General features: G+C 56.0%; 15 protein-coding genes and 1 riboswitch. Of the genes, 11 read left to right on the top strand and 4 right to left on the bottom strand.

Annotated elements, in window-relative coordinates; all coding sequences use genetic code 11:
• The first annotated feature begins 135 nt into the window (after window positions 1-135).
• A riboswitch (guanidine-I (ykkC/yxkD leader) is annotated at window positions 136-237 on the top strand.
• 82 nt (window positions 238-319) lie between these two features.
• Window positions 320-661 carry a DMT family transporter gene (locus KIH86_RS01800; RefSeq protein ID WP_223084098.1) on the top strand — a complete coding sequence of 114 codons (342 nt, stop codon included), beginning with the start codon at window positions 320-322 and terminating at the stop codon, window positions 659-661.
• On the top strand, window positions 658-972 hold the full coding sequence (locus tag KIH86_RS01795; RefSeq protein ID WP_223084097.1) for a DMT family transporter: 315 nt from the start codon (window positions 658-660) through the stop codon (window positions 970-972). The genes KIH86_RS01800 and KIH86_RS01795 overlap by 4 nt, the downstream gene beginning before the upstream one ends.
• Window positions 973-1,127: 155 nt before the next feature.
• Here KIH86_RS01795 and KIH86_RS01790 read toward each other — a convergent pair whose 3' ends face one another.
• The 4 genes from KIH86_RS01790 to KIH86_RS01775 all read right to left on the bottom strand — a co-directional run bounded on the left by KIH86_RS01790 (window position 1,128) and on the right by KIH86_RS01775 (window position 4,774).
• The gene (locus KIH86_RS01790; RefSeq protein WP_223084096.1) at window positions 1,128-1,922 is read right to left on the bottom strand and encodes an ABC transporter permease; all 795 of its coding nucleotides are present in this window, start codon (window positions 1,920-1,922) and stop codon (window positions 1,128-1,130) included.
• Window positions 1,923-1,935: 13 nt separating this feature from the next.
• Window positions 1,936-2,724: an ABC transporter permease gene (locus KIH86_RS01785; RefSeq protein ID WP_223084095.1), complete on the bottom strand. Its 789-nt coding sequence runs from the start codon at window positions 2,722-2,724 to the stop codon at window positions 1,936-1,938.
• A gap of 2 nt (window positions 2,725-2,726) precedes the next feature.
• On the bottom strand, window positions 2,727-3,722 hold the full coding sequence (locus KIH86_RS01780; RefSeq protein WP_223084094.1) for an ABC transporter ATP-binding protein: 996 nt from the start codon (window positions 3,720-3,722) through the stop codon (window positions 2,727-2,729).
• A gap of 515 nt (window positions 3,723-4,237) precedes the next feature.
• The gene (locus tag KIH86_RS01775; protein WP_223084093.1) at window positions 4,238-4,774 is read right to left on the bottom strand and encodes a serine O-acetyltransferase; all 537 of its coding nucleotides are present in this window, start codon (window positions 4,772-4,774) and stop codon (window positions 4,238-4,240) included.
• Window positions 4,775-4,963: 189 nt separating this feature from the next.
• Here KIH86_RS01775 and KIH86_RS01770 point away from each other — a divergent pair, with 189 nt between their 5' ends.
• The 9 genes from KIH86_RS01770 (at window position 4,964) to KIH86_RS01725 (ending at window position 11,878) form a co-directional block, all read left to right on the top strand.
• Window positions 4,964-5,836 carry a DMT family transporter gene (locus KIH86_RS01770; RefSeq protein ID WP_223084092.1) on the top strand — a complete coding sequence of 291 codons (873 nt, stop codon included), beginning with the start codon at window positions 4,964-4,966 and terminating at the stop codon, window positions 5,834-5,836.
• 34 nt (window positions 5,837-5,870) lie between these two features.
• The gene (locus KIH86_RS01765) at window positions 5,871-6,248 is read left to right on the top strand and encodes a hypothetical protein (protein WP_223084091.1); all 378 of its coding nucleotides are present in this window, start codon (window positions 5,871-5,873) and stop codon (window positions 6,246-6,248) included.
• Between the two features lie 91 nt (window positions 6,249-6,339).
• On the top strand, window positions 6,340-6,564 hold the full coding sequence (locus KIH86_RS01760) for a hypothetical protein (RefSeq protein WP_223084090.1): 225 nt from the start codon (window positions 6,340-6,342) through the stop codon (window positions 6,562-6,564).
• 95 nt (window positions 6,565-6,659) lie between these two features.
• Complete coding sequence (locus KIH86_RS01755; RefSeq protein ID WP_223084089.1) at window positions 6,660-7,367, top strand: response regulator transcription factor; 708 nt, start codon at window positions 6,660-6,662, stop codon at window positions 7,365-7,367.
• Window positions 7,364-8,797, top strand: coding sequence for a sensor histidine kinase (locus KIH86_RS01750; protein WP_223084088.1), 1,434 nt, complete (start codon window positions 7,364-7,366; stop codon window positions 8,795-8,797). The genes KIH86_RS01755 and KIH86_RS01750 overlap by 4 nt, the downstream gene beginning before the upstream one ends.
• Window positions 8,797-8,988 (top strand): hypothetical protein, encoded by a 192-nt coding sequence (locus tag KIH86_RS01745; protein ID WP_223084087.1) that lies wholly within the window; start codon window positions 8,797-8,799, stop codon window positions 8,986-8,988. Before KIH86_RS01750 ends, KIH86_RS01745 begins: the two co-directional genes overlap by 1 nt.
• 124 nt (window positions 8,989-9,112) lie before the next feature.
• Window positions 9,113-9,823, top strand: a complete 711-nt coding sequence (gene pxpB / locus KIH86_RS01740; RefSeq protein WP_223084086.1) for a 5-oxoprolinase subunit PxpB — start codon at window positions 9,113-9,115, stop codon at window positions 9,821-9,823.
• Window positions 9,820-11,127: a 5-oxoprolinase subunit C family protein gene (locus KIH86_RS29400; RefSeq protein ID WP_235775217.1), complete on the top strand. Its 1,308-nt coding sequence runs from the start codon at window positions 9,820-9,822 to the stop codon at window positions 11,125-11,127. The genes pxpB and KIH86_RS29400 overlap by 4 nt, the downstream gene beginning before the upstream one ends.
• Entirely contained in the window at window positions 11,120-11,878 is a 759-nt protein-coding gene (locus KIH86_RS01725) for a LamB/YcsF family protein (RefSeq protein ID WP_223084085.1), read from the top strand. The genes KIH86_RS29400 and KIH86_RS01725 overlap by 8 nt, the downstream gene beginning before the upstream one ends.
• Window positions 11,879-12,018 lie beyond the last annotated feature (140 nt).

Genomic DNA, 12,018 nt, shown 5'->3' with positions numbered 1-12,018 from the left:
CAGATGTTTAATATCGCTATAGATGATTATGAAAAGTATATTTCCGAAAACTTCAAATTTGAACGAATTGAAAAATGACATTATGCCCACCCTTGACACCTCACCCGCTATGTCATATAGTAAGAACCAATTGCATATGAAGTCTTCTAGGGTTCCGCAGCCAATGAGGCTGGTCTGGACCGAGAGGAGACCGCAGCCGAATCGGCTGTGACACGGAAGGATAAAAGCCTGGGAGATAAACTGCATGATTAATGCGGTTATCCCCTAGGCTTTTTTTGATAGCCGCATTAATATTACTTTCTTCGGAGGAGATGACGATATGAACAGAACGTGGATGGCGGTTGTGATGGCCGCTTTGTTCGAGGTCGGCTGGGTGATTGGTTTGAAGCATGCGGACAGCTTTTGGGAGTGGAGCGGAACGATAATCGCTCTTGCGGTCAGCTTTTATCTGATGATTATGGCGTCGCGGTCTTTGCCGGCTGGCACGGTGTATGCGGTGTTCGTCGGCCTGGGGACTGCGGGAACGGTTATAGCCGAGATTCTGCTGTACGGTGCGGAGATTCATGCTCTGAAAATCGCGATGATCGGGCTGCTGCTCCTTGGCGTAATAGGTCTGAAGCTGCTTAGCAAGGAAGGAACGAAGGAGGGGAAAGCCCAATGAGCTGGGCATATTTGATTCTAGCTGGGGTATTCGAGATGATGGGTGTATTCATGATCACTAAATTTAACCAGGCGCGGAATGTGAGGACTTTCACGGGGCTGATCGCCGGGTTCGGCCTTAGCTTCCTGTTCCTTTCGTTGGCCATGAAGACCTTGCCGATGGGGACGGCCTACGCGATCTGGACCGGCATCGGTGCTTCCGGAGGAGCGATATTGGGCATGATCTTTTACAACGAGTCCCGCAGTCTGCTTCGGATCTTGTGTATCGCTTTGGTGCTGGGGTCTGCTATCGGCTTGAAGCTGGTCTCCTGATTCGAGCAAAAGACGGCTTATTCACAAACTCCCAGAACTGAAGAACATGTTCGAAACGGTGTGAATATGAAGAAGCAGAACCTGCGGCATGTTAATATAATTGCCTTGCCTGACGCCGAACAGGCGGCCTCTGGCCGCCTGTTCGGAATCTTGATTTAACTGCCGGTGCTCGTGAATGCCCGCAGCCCTCGTCTCCAGAATTGATAGGCCAGGAATAGCGAAATGGCTGCGGCGGCGGGTGTCCACAGCGCTACCGTCTTGAATGAAGAGTCATTCATGAAGAAGGCTGCGGGATAGAAAGCGGTGAACCCGTAAGGGATCAGGAACGTCAGGATCACTTGAATGACTCGAGGATAAATGCTTAGCGGATATCTGGCGAAATCACTCAGACCGTGCACCGCCATCATTATCGGAATACTGTCCGTCATCCAGAATGAGAACGTTGCAAAGAACAGATTGACGGACAGGAAGATCGCTCCGCTGGAGAGAACGGCGATCAGCATGAAGATGACATGGCCCGCTGTCCAATCAAATCCGATTTGGGAAGAAGCCGTTAGAAGGACGGTTACCCCGGTCAGCAATTGGCCCAAACCGTCGGCTTGGACGCGATCCGCAATCAGGTTGAATAGCGGATTAATCGGGCGAATCAGCAGCCGGTCGAAGTTCCCTGGACGAATATAGTTCATGCCGATCACCCACAGATTATCAAAGAAGATGTACTCCAGCGCCCTTCCCGTCATCGAAATTCCATAAATGAACATAATCTCGTAGAAGGTCCACCCGTGAATCGACTCGATATGGCTGAAAACAATACCGATGAAGAGCACGGCTGCACCTTGTGTGAGCACGGTCGAGAAGACGCCGATGAAGAAATCGGTTCGATACTCCATCATTACTTTGAGTCTAAGCTTGAAGAATTGCCAATACAGCTTGGCATATCGTTGCAGCATGTCTGATTTCCCCCTAACCGCCGAATATCGTGACCCGTTTTAACGCGATATGCCAAATCATCCGGATACCCGCGAAAATGCCCGCAAGCCAGCATACCTGTACACCCATTGCCAAGAGCGCATCAGTACCCGTAATCTGCCCCGTGTAGATCGCGACCGGCACATGCACCATGGACCGGAACGGAAGAAAATAGCCCACCGTCTGAAGCCAGCCCGGAAACAGCGTGAGCGGTACGAGCGCTCCCGAAAAAAACGAGATAATCGCATCGCGCATCGTCCTCAGACCCCAAACATAATCCAGATAGAATGCGGCGATGCCTAGAATCAGGTCCAGCTGGCTACCGATCAGAATACCCAGAACCGAGCTTAGAATAAATAGCAGTCCCGCACCGGCCGTTACCGGCCCGTTGATATGGAGGAACAGAAACGCTAGAACCATCATTGGAATCGTTTCCCGGATAATGGCCGTTATTTTTTGACCAAGATCAAGCGCTACCAATTTATCGAGCAGGTTATACGGCTTCATAAGCTCGACGGCCACGCTGCCGTCCCGGACACTGCTTGCCAGTTGGTTGCCGACTCCGGATACATATTGGCCCAGCATCATGGCCAGAACGACGTAGGTAAGCATTGTATCCAGCTGGACCGCACCGACCGTTGTTCGATTCTCGTACACCGCATGCCAGAAAGCGTAGACGACAAGAAGCTTGAGGATCGTCGATGCGGTACTTGACCAATACCAGGCGGCATAGGCCGTGTCCAGCTTGATCTGGCCTTTCATTATTTCCCAATATTTCCGCATGGTCACACTCCCCGCTCGTAGATTTCCTGAACAATCGTCTCGATCTTCGAATCCGCAATCGTAAGATCCCGGATATGGTACTCTTTGAGCATCGCCGAAATCACATCGGCCCCTGAGATCGTCTGATTGCTGAAGGACAGGCTAATTCTTCCTTCCTCATCTTCGCCGCCGGCCTGAAGGCTCACATATTCCTCCAGCTCCGCGGGAATTGTGAATGGTCTCTGTAAATCCAGTTCGAAGTGGATGACACGCTTGTCGCCGAAGCGGTCCTTGATCGATTGAAGACTTCCGTCATACAGGATGGTGCCCTCATCGATAATGATGATGCGCTTACAAATCTCCTCGATATCCTGCATGTCGTGGGTTGTCAGAATAACGGTGGTATGGTGGAGCCGGTTCATTTCCCGGATGAACGCGCGAATTCGTGCCTTGACCGCAACATCCAGACCGATCGTGGGCTCGTCCAGATAGACGACGGAGGGATTGTGCAGGAATGCGGCGGCCAGCTCACAGCGCATTTTCTGACCGAGTGAAAGCTGTCTGACCGGTATGCCGAGCAAAGGCTCAAGCTGCAGAACCTCGGTGAACAGTTCGATGTTCTTCTTATACTGGTCCTCCGGAATCTGGTAGATGTGCTTCAACAGTTCATAAGATTCGCGCACCGCGATATCCCAGAACAACTGGGTCCGCTGGCCGAATACCGCGCCGATATTACGGGCGTTCTTCTGGCGTTCATGGTATGGAACGATGCCATTGACTCTTATGCTGCCTTCGCTCGGGGTCAGGATGCCGCACAGCATTTTGATCGTGGTCGACTTGCCCGCTCCGTTCGCACCTATGTAACCGACCAGTTCACCCTGATCGATTGAATAGGAGATCTGATTGACAGCCTTCTTGGTCATGTACTCTCTGTGGAACAACGATTTCAAGGCCCCGGACAGACCGGGCTGTTTCTTTACGATTTTGTACTCCTTCGATAATTCCGATACTTCGATCATGCGGCGCCCCCCTATAATTAATCTGTTCTGAAATACTAGGCAACTAGAAGCCCGGTATATCCCTGGCGGATACATTTCGGGACATGCACATGATCCGGATTCCCGGGACACCATTATCCTGCTTGGGTGCAAACGATTGCACATTTCGCACGACGTTGCCCTCATCATCTCCTAATCGCCGGAACGACAGTTTGACTTTCTATAAAATAACACAATCTCCCTACAGCAACTGTAAATATTGTAACATCGTATAAAAAAGTTTCTGGCAGAACAGCAGGCAGACGACAATGTATGCTTATTCTCTTATACGTCAAAGAACATGCGCACCGGTCAGCACGCATGTTCTTTGGCGCTATCCGAACAATAGCAAGGTGCTGGCAGCATAAGCTTACCCATCAGCCTTGCATGCAGTCTTTAGCAATGATGAGAGAACGTGACGAGCAGGATAAGCACCATGGAATGCTTCAAGCACTCCGCTGTCTTGGGAGATTATGTATGTGGGGGAGAGCAAACGGCTACAGAACGCTGTCTTGACGTTCGGGCACGATATGCACCGGTGAACCAGGGAGGTTCCGGGCCGGGATTCCAACAGCCGTCGAATAATCAGGCACATCCTTGATGACTACCGCGTTAGCCCCAATCTGGACGTGGTCGCCGACGAGGACCGGTCCGAGTATTTTGGCACCAGCCCCGATCTCGACATGACTGCCGATCACTGGCTCGCCTTTGTCGTTCCGGGCTCCGATCGTGACCTGCTGGTAAATGGAAACATGGTCACCGATAACGGCTTTACAGCTAATAATGATGCCATTCAATCCATGCGGCAGGCGAAGGGCAGAACCGATCCTCGTCTCAGCCGGCAGCTCGCCTTGGTTCATAATACGGATAAACAAAATATCCATCAGCTTGTACAGCATGTTCAGAACACTGCGCAGGACCGGTACCCGATATTCATAATGCAGGTAGTTGCCGAACCGGTAGGTTATGAGAACAAGCACAATCATGGGGCCTTTCCGGTTCACCTTCAGATCGCTGGCAAGCTTGCTTAACACCACATCACTCCTTTCTTGGACTCGGATATTATAACATGAAAAAAATGGATATGATGGAATTTTTGCATTTAAAAAAATCAGTTAGGTCCATTTCTCCTGTTGTGATGCTCATACTTGCCAAAGAGTATTATAATTAGAGGAAAAAAGTGACTATGCCTTTCGCTGTCCGGAAATGAGGAAGAATCACTGATGAAATCGTCCAAAATCTATCTATTCTTGATCTTAGCCAATCTCTTCTGGGCCGGAAACTACGTGTTCGGCAAGTCGGTCGTAGCCGAGCTGTCTCCTATACAGATGACCTTCTCACGATGGCTGATCGCCGTATGCGTGCTGTTTCCGATCGCGCAGCTTGTGGAGAAGCCCGACTGGAGAAAGGTGTGGAGCGAGTGGCGGATTCTGATCGTCATGGCGGTGCTCGGGGTGGCGGGCTACAACTTCCTGCTCTATGAAGCGCTGCGGTTCACCACATCCATGAACGCGGCTCTCGTCAATGCGATGAATCCGGCGCTCATCGTGCTGGGAGCCGCGCTGCTGTTCAAAGAGAAGCTTACGCGCACCCGGGTGATCGGACTCCTGGTCTCGCTTTTCGGCGTGCTGCTGGTGCTGACCAAAGGCCGGCTGCAAATGATTGCGCAAACCGACTATAATGCCGGTGACCTGCTGATGCTGGCGGCCATTGTAGTATGGACGTTGTACTCGCTGCTTGGACGAAAAATCCGGCATCTGCCGCCGATTGCCTCCACAGCGGTATCGGCTGTGCTCGCGCTTCTCATCATTTCTCCGTTCTTCCTGGCGTCAGGAATGAAGCTGCCGCTCAGCAGGGAAGCAACAGCGGGCATCCTGTACATTGGGCTGTTTCCCTCGGTGGGCTCATTCATCTTCTGGAATGCGTCCATCCGGGAGATCGGAGCGAGCCGCGCGGGCATTTATCTCAACCTGATTACCGTGTTTACCGCCATACTAAGTCTTCTGCTCGGCAATCCGGTGACGCTGGTCCAGGTCATGGGCGGGCTGCTGGTATTCGCTGGCGTCTATTTGACCGGGCGCAGACAAGGTTTATAACCTCTTGATCTCAAAGAAAGAGGGAGAGCTGACGATGAGAAAAATAGCGGCATTACTGCTGCTCTGCATGCTGATTCTGACCGCCTGTTCTGATATCGGCAAAACGCTGACATTTTCGGGAACAGGCCCGAACTGGGAAGTAACCGTTACGTCAGTCATCCAAGCCAGGAACAGCGAAGCCAGAAGTTTCGCTATCCGTTATCTGGGCGGAGACTCTGCACCGGAGAGCATCAGCTATGTTATCGAAGGCGGGCCCGGCACGCTCAAGGGCAATCAAGCGCTGGAGGGTGGCGTCCTGAACCATAGCGGAACCGCCTGCAGAGGCTGCGCCGTTACCCAGGAGGATGCCAAGCTTCATGCCGAAATCACCTGGGGCGACAAGACGGAGACAATCGATTTGATCAGGCGCTGAAGCGGAGAGCGGCGGACGACATATTTTCCACACATCCCGGACTTATAATGAACCCATGCAAGCGATCATAATGAAACGGGAGAGATGAAAGATGAATTGGTCTTCGCTGCTGGTGCTGATCTGCCCGCTGATGATGTTGTTCATGATGTTCGGGATGAAAGGAATGCATGGTCACGGCTCCGGCCGGGGACAGCATCATCATGCGGCTCCTGGTGGAGGCGAGGATTCAGGCGTCCGCCGGGAACTGGATGAGCTGAAGGCGCAGAATGCGCAGATGAAGGAAGAATTGGAGCGGCTAGGCGCCCTCCGCAAATAAATAGCAATGTCAAGATGCCGGGGCCTCCCGGCTCTTTCCGCTTGTTAAGAAGCATAAACATACAGGCAGCAGCCGGATAAAGAAGGTGACTATAGATGACACAGCTCAAGGCGCTGGTCGTGGATGATGAATGGAATATGCGCAATCTGCTGCGCATTTATTTGACGAAAGAGGGGTTTCAGGTCGCAGAAGCCTCGACCGGGCAGGAAGCGCTGGCTCTGGCGTCGCGCGATAACTACGATATTGTGCTGCTGGATATTATGATGCCGGATATGGACGGCTGGCAGGTGTGTGAGACGATCCGGGAGAAGGATAATGTTCCTGTTCTGATGCTGACGGCCCGCTCCGATACGAAGGACAAAATTCGGGGGCTGGAGCTGGGGGCGGATGATTATTTGACCAAGCCCTTCGAGCCGGGTGAACTGGTTGCCCGCATCCATTCCCTGATCCGCCGCTCCACGCTGATGCGCCAGGCCGCCCCCAAAGAGGCGGTGCTGGAATTCCCGGGACTGACCATCCGTCCGGATGCCCGGGCTGTGACCGCTGCGAACACGGCGCTTGATGTGACTCCGAAGGAATTCGAGCTGCTGGCAGTTCTGGCAGGACACCCGCAGCGGGCATTCGGACGGGAGGAGCTGGTGGAGCGGGTGTGGGGCCTTGATTTTGAAGGCGACAACCGGGTCGTGGATACGCATATCAAGAATATCCGCGAGAAGCTGCACACAGCGGGACTCAATTACAATCCGGTGCAGACGGTGTGGGGCTTCGGCTATAAATTCCAGATTCCGGACGGCATCCAATGAAAAACAATGTGATCGGCCTCAAGCTGGGCCTCGTCATTTCGGGCTTGTTCCTGGTTGTGCTGCTCGTGCTGGGAACTGCTGTAGACCGCATGTTCTCCTCGTTCTATTACACTAATATGGAGAAGGAGACGGAGGAGCTGGCCTCGCATTTTACGATGATGGCGGAATCGTCAATGGCTGAATCATCCGGAGCGGGAATGGGCGGGATGATGGAGACGTTCGCGGATTTCTCCGGTGTCAGCCTGTTCAATGTGAACCGGGAAGGACAGCTTACCATGCACTCGGGAATGGATATGATGATGTCGCCCGCGCTGCCTTTTGTCCATAGTCAGCAATTGGACCGGATCTTCAGCGGACAGAAAGTCGGCTTCCTGTACGATGATGAAGACGGCGGCCGATATTTTGTATCGGGCCAGCCAGTAGAGGCGGAAGGCAAAGTCGTGTCGGCGCTTTATCTGGTATCGTCGGCGGAATCAGTCATGAAGTCGCTGGAGGGAGTGCGGCATCTGCTGGTTCTGTCCGGCATTGGCGCTTTTCTGCTGGCGCTCGGAAGCACCTGGATTGCGGCGCAGTTTCTGTCGCGTCCTCTGCTGCAGATGCAGCAGGCGACCCGAAAGATTGCAGCCGGTGAGCTGGCGACCCGGGTTCATATCAAGAGCAGGGATGAAATCGGTGCGCTTGCCGGGGCGATTAATGATCTTGCGTCCGACTTGCAGCGTTACCGGGATACGCGCCAGGAGTTTTTTGCCAATATCTCGCATGAGCTGCGGACGCCGATCACTTACCTTGAGGGCTATGCGAATGTCGTGAAAGAGCGGATGTACACGGACGATGAGGAGCGGGACCGCTATCTGGACATCATCCACAGCGAAGCCCAGAGGATTCAGCATCTTGTGGACGATCTGTTCGATCTCGCCAAAATGGAGGAAGGACGGATTCAACTTTCACCCGAGTGGATCGATCTGGGCGAGCTGGCGGAGCAGGCCGTGCAGAAGGTCGGGCTTAAAGCGTCCACTAAAGGGCTGAAGCTGGTGTTCCGGAGTGAAGGGCAGGCGAAGCCGGTCTATACCGACGGGGCGCGGATGGAGCAGATCGTGCTGAACCTGCTGGAAAATGGTATCCGCTACACGGAGCAGGGAGCGGTGTCGCTGTCGCTGTACTTTCAGGAGGATGCTGTCAGGCTGGAGGTAGCGGACACGGGAATCGGGATACCGGAAGATGAGCTTCCGCTGATCTTCGAGCGGTTCTACCGGGTCGAGAAATCGCGCTCCCGAAGCTTGGGCGGAACCGGCCTTGGACTCGCCATCGTGTATAATCTCGTGCGGGTGCTCGGGGGCAAGATCGCGGTCAGCAGCAAGCAGGGGGCGGGAACTTCTTTTACCTTGGAATTCAAACGGATTCCCGAGTTGGGCCAGCAGGAGGATATGTGATGAGAAAAAGCGACTGGCTGATCGCCGCGCTCCTGATCGGCATGGGCATCATGTGCATGAGCGTCTCGGCGTTCTCCTTCCGCAGCATGCCGATGATGCATCTCGGCGCCGGACTGACAAGAGTTCTTCTCTGTGCCGGGATGCTGGCTCTCGTGCTGCTGGTGTGGAGCTATTGGCGAAAGAGACGCTAAGCGGGCTGTTCGTGTGAAAATCATTTACCTTAGGGGTTGCCTTGCATTATTCTAGATAGAAAAAAGGCGAACCCCGCAGGAATGCGTTGACCTCGGATCGCCTCAAAAGAAACGAGGGGAGACGATGGACTGCTCTTTCTTTCCGCTCGGCGATTCGGCGGTGCTGGTGGAGTTCGGCACGGTCATCGATGAATCAATCAACCGGCGCGTCAGGGCGGCTGCCCGGGAAATCGGGCGCCGCCCTTTTTCGGGCTTTGTGGAATGTGTGCCTGCCTATGCGTCGCTTGCCGTCTATTACCGGCCTGCGGAGCTGAAGGTTTCTGACCCCGGCATTACATATTTTGAGCAGGTATGCGCTCTGCTGCGGGACAGAATGAAGATGGCGGATGGCGACCCGGAGGAATCGCAGCGGATTGTTGAGATACCCGTCTGCTACGGGGGCGAATTCGGACCCGATCTGTCTTTTGTGGCAGAGTGGAACGGACTGACCGAGCAAGAGGTTATCTCCGTGCATGCCGAAGGCCGCTATCAGGTCTATGCCCTTGGCTTCGCGCCCGGGTTTCCGTATATGGGCGGCATGTCCGGCCGGATCGCAGCCCCCCGGCGGGAGACGCCCCGGCTGTCCATCCCGGCAGGCTCGGTTGGCATCGCGGGAAATCAGACCGGTGTCTATCCCATTGAGACGCCGGGCGGATGGCAGATCATCGGGCGGACGCCGCTCTCGCTGTTCCAGCCGGACGACATGCCGCCGGCTCTATTACAGAGCGGTGATACCATTGTCTTTCGGCCCATCAGTCCTGGCGAATATGCAAGACGAAGGGAGCGGTCACAGTGAGCATTCGCATTCTGAAACCGGGACTGCTCGCAACCGTGCAGGATCTCGGGCGGACCGGCTTCTCCCGGTACGGAGTCATCCTCTCCGGCTCGGTGGACGATTTCGCGCTCCGAACCGCCAACTGGCTTGCGGGCAACAATGCCGGAGCCGCTGCGCTTGAGATCACGATGTCCGGCTTCGCGGCGGAGTTCCTGGAGGAATGCCTCATCGCCGTTACCGGCGGGGACATGTCGCCCGAAATCGAGGGGCGGCCCTTGCCGATGTGGCGTCCGGTCGCCGTGGCGGCCGGCAGCCGGCTCACGCTCCGCCGTCCGGTCTACGGCTGCCGGACGTATGTGGCGGTGTCGGGCGGGCTGAATGTGCCTCCTGTGATGGGCAGCCGCAGCACGTATCTTCGCGCCGGAATCGGCGGCTTCGCAGGCCGGCCGCTGCGGGCGGGCGACGTGATTCCGGTGGGGCTGCCGGGTCCAGCGAAATATGGAGAAGCTGCGAATCGAGAAGCTGCGAATCGTGGAGGGGAGCGGCTGTCAACCGCCGCTCCGGGGGCCGGTCAGTCAGCGGCGGATTCTGATTCAGGAGCGGGTGTTTCCAGTGGCACCAGTGGCAAAGAGGCGGAACATGGAGCGCGATCAGGTGTGGAAGTGACGGCGAAAGCTGATGAGGCCCTTATCAGAAGCATGACCCGGCTTCCATGGAAGGAACCAGGCGCAGATTCAGCTACTCCCGGCACAGGGCAGGGACTGGATGTTGAATCGGCGGCTGAACAGGCGGCGGTCCCCTCGCTGAGGGAGCATTCACTATCCGGCGGTTTCCATGCCGCTTCCTGGGGAATCTCTCGCTCGGCCCTGCCGAATTACCGGGAAAGTCCCGTTATCCGGATCATCCGGGGCCGGCAGTGGGAAGACTTCAGCCCGGAGAGCCTTGAGGACTTCCTGAATGGTAGCTACCTTGTTACTCCCCACTCTGATCGGATGGGCTGCCGGTTGTCGGGACCGGCTCTCCGCCTAAAATCGCCTAAGGAGTATCTCTCGGAGCCGGTCGCCCACGGCACTGTCCAGGTTCCGGCGGATGGTCAGCCGATCGTGCTGCTGGCCGACCGGCAGACGCTCGGCGGCTACCCGAAGGTGGCGCAGGTGATCAGCGTCGATCTGCCGCTGCTCGCCCAGGCGGCGCCCGGGACGCGAATCCGATTCGCAGAGGTATCGCTCAGGGAGGCGGAGACGCTGCTAATCCGGCAGGAGCGTGAGCTGAAGCTGCTGGAAATGATGATTATGCTGAAGCGGAAGGAGTGCGGCTATGATTGAGATCGACTTGAACTGCGATATGGGGGAGAGCTTCGGCGCCTACACCATCGGCAATGACGACGAGCTGCTGCGCGAGGTCACGTCGGCGAACATCGCCTGCGGATTCCATGCAGGCGATCCCGCTGTTATGCGCCGGTCGGTCACCTCGGCGCTGGCTGCCGGCGTCAACATCGGCGCCCATCCAGGGCTGCCGGACCTCGCCGGCTTCGGGAGGAGAAATATGCAGATTTCTCCCGAAGAAGCCTTCGATCTGGTCACCTACCAGATCGGGGCCTTGGCCGCCTTCGTCCGGCAGGAAGGCGGCCGGCTGCGCCATGTGAAGCCCCATGGCGCGCTCTACAACATGGCGGCGGCGTCCCGGCCGCTCGCCGACGCCATTGCCGGGGCGGTCTGCCGCTTCGACCCGGCGCTGGTCCTGTACGGCCTGGCAGGCAGCGAGCTGCTGGCCGCGGGGAATGCGGCCGGGCTGCGCACGGCCAGCGAGGTGTTCGCCGACCGCGCCTACATGGCGGACGGCTCGCTCGTACCGCGCGGCGTGCCCGGCGCGGTGATTCATGACGCGGCCGAGGCGGCCGGCCGCGTTCTGCGGATGGTCCGCGAAGGCGCAGTGACGGCGCTGGATGGCAGCGCCGTTCCGCTGCTGGCGGACACCGTCTGCATTCACGGCGACAGCCCGGGCGCAGCCGGCTTCGCGGCAGCGCTTCGGCGGGCACTGGAAGCCGAAGGCATCCGGGTAAGCGCGGGCGGATAGCTTAAGAATAATCAGGCAAGCGTATTCAGACAGATGTCGTCTGGACCCAGGCTTTTGCTCTTCGGCTGGACGACGCGGCATAACTAATTTCTGAATAGGGATGGTTCATGAGAAGGAGGGCGCCAGGAGCGTCTTCCTTT

The sequence above is a fragment of the Paenibacillus sinensis genome (assembly GCF_019904155.1).
Lineage (GTDB): Bacteria > Bacillota > Bacilli > Paenibacillales > Paenibacillaceae > Paenibacillus_AQ > Paenibacillus_AQ sinensis.
The sequence above is the reverse complement of the archived record's forward strand: the minus strand, read 5'-3'. Positions and strand labels throughout refer to the sequence as shown.

What these genes read in the sequence shown, in the direction of transcription:
- KIH86_RS01785 (WP_223084095.1), bottom strand. Translation starts at nt 2,724, where the DNA reads ATGCGGAAATATTGGGAAATAATGAAAGGCCAGATCAAGCTGGACACG.
- KIH86_RS01760 (WP_223084090.1), top strand. Translation starts at nt 6,340, where the DNA reads ATGAATTGGTCTTCGCTGCTGGTGCTGATCTGCCCGCTGATGATGTTG.
- KIH86_RS01795 (WP_223084097.1), top strand. Translation starts at nt 658, where the DNA reads ATGAGCTGGGCATATTTGATTCTAGCTGGGGTATTCGAGATGATGGGT.
- KIH86_RS01745 (WP_223084087.1), top strand. Translation starts at nt 8,797, where the DNA reads ATGAGAAAAAGCGACTGGCTGATCGCCGCGCTCCTGATCGGCATGGGC.
- KIH86_RS01750 (WP_223084088.1), top strand. Translation starts at nt 7,364, where the DNA reads ATGAAAAACAATGTGATCGGCCTCAAGCTGGGCCTCGTCATTTCGGGC.
- KIH86_RS01765 (WP_223084091.1), top strand. Translation starts at nt 5,871, where the DNA reads ATGAGAAAAATAGCGGCATTACTGCTGCTCTGCATGCTGATTCTGACC.
- KIH86_RS01800 (WP_223084098.1), top strand. Translation starts at nt 320, where the DNA reads ATGAACAGAACGTGGATGGCGGTTGTGATGGCCGCTTTGTTCGAGGTC.
- KIH86_RS01780 (WP_223084094.1), bottom strand. Translation starts at nt 3,722, where the DNA reads ATGATCGAAGTATCGGAATTATCGAAGGAGTACAAAATCGTAAAGAAA.
- KIH86_RS01725 (WP_223084085.1), top strand. Translation starts at nt 11,120, where the DNA reads ATGATTGAGATCGACTTGAACTGCGATATGGGGGAGAGCTTCGGCGCC.
- pxpB (WP_223084086.1), top strand. Translation starts at nt 9,113, where the DNA reads ATGGACTGCTCTTTCTTTCCGCTCGGCGATTCGGCGGTGCTGGTGGAG.
- KIH86_RS01770 (WP_223084092.1), top strand. Translation starts at nt 4,964, where the DNA reads ATGAAATCGTCCAAAATCTATCTATTCTTGATCTTAGCCAATCTCTTC.
- KIH86_RS01755 (WP_223084089.1), top strand. Translation starts at nt 6,660, where the DNA reads ATGACACAGCTCAAGGCGCTGGTCGTGGATGATGAATGGAATATGCGC.
- KIH86_RS01790 (WP_223084096.1), bottom strand. Translation starts at nt 1,922, where the DNA reads ATGCTGCAACGATATGCCAAGCTGTATTGGCAATTCTTCAAGCTTAGA.